Annotated in this window: 1 protein-coding gene; it reads left to right on the forward strand. The window is 62.4% G+C overall.

The features are described 5' to 3' along the window. A partial coding sequence (locus tag H3221_RS25525) for an aspartate aminotransferase family protein (RefSeq protein ID WP_196477234.1) occupies positions 1-1,160 on the forward strand: 1,160 nt, incomplete at both ends.

Raw genomic sequence — 1,160 nt, forward strand, 5'->3', positions numbered from 1 at the left:
GTGGCCGTCGGCTATGGCCGCGAGGAACTGGTTGAAGCCGCCAGCGCGCAGATGCGTCAATTGCCGTTCTACAACACCTTCTTCCAGACCGCCCATCCGCCGGTGCTGGAGCTGGCCCATGCCATCTCCCAGCTGGCGCCGGCCGGCATGAATCACGTGTTCTTCACCGGTTCGGGCTCGGAGGGCAACGACACCATGCTGCGCCTGGTGCGCCACTACTGGGCGTGCAAGGGCCAGCCGAACAAGAAGATCATCATCGGTCGCGACAACGGCTACCACGGCTCCACCGTGGCCGGTGCCAGCCTGGGCGGTATGAAGTTCATGCACGAGCAGGGCGACCTGCCGATCCCGGGCATCGCGCATATCCCGCAGCCGTACTGGTTTGGCGAGGGTGGCGAGCAATCGCCGGAAGCATTTGGCATCTGGGCCGCCGACCAGCTGGAGAAGAAGATTCTCGAACGGGGTGTGGACAATGTGGCGGCCTTCATCGCCGAGCCGATCCAGGGCGCGGGCGGGGTGATCATCCCGCCGGAGACCTACTGGCCGCGCATCAAGGAAATCCTCGCCAGGTACGACATCCTCTTCGTTGCCGATGAGGTGATCTGCGGTTTCGGCCGTACCGGCGAATGGTTCGGCAGCCAGTACTACGACCTCAAGCCTGACCTGATGACCATCGCCAAGGGCCTTACCAGCGGCTACGTGCCGATGGGCGGTCTGATCGTCAGCGACAAGGTGTTCGAGGTGATCGAAGCGCATGGCGACTTCAACCACGGTTTCACCTATTCCGGCCACCCGGTGGCGGCAGCGGTGGGGTTGGAGAACCTGCGCATTCTCAAGGACGAAGGCATCGTCGAACGGGTGAAGGCAGAAACGGCACCGTATTTGCAGCGTCGTCTACGTGAGCTGGCGGATCACCCACTGGTGGGCGAAGTGCGCGGTGTCGGGATGTTGGGTGCCATCGAGTTGGTACAGGACAAGGCGACGCGCAAACGTTATCCGGGTGACAAGGCGGTAGGCATGGTCTGCCGCGGCCACTGCTTTAATAATGGTCTGATCATGCGCGCCGTTGGCGACACCATGATCATCGCACCGCCACTGGTGATCAGCCTGGCGGAAGTGGATGAACTGGTGGAGAAAGCACGCAAGTGCCTGGATCTGAC

Origin of the sequence: Pseudomonas chaetocerotis (assembly GCF_015712105.2) — a bacterium.
Classification (GTDB): Bacteria; Pseudomonadota; Gammaproteobacteria; order Pseudomonadales; family Pseudomonadaceae; genus Aquipseudomonas; species Aquipseudomonas chaetocerotis.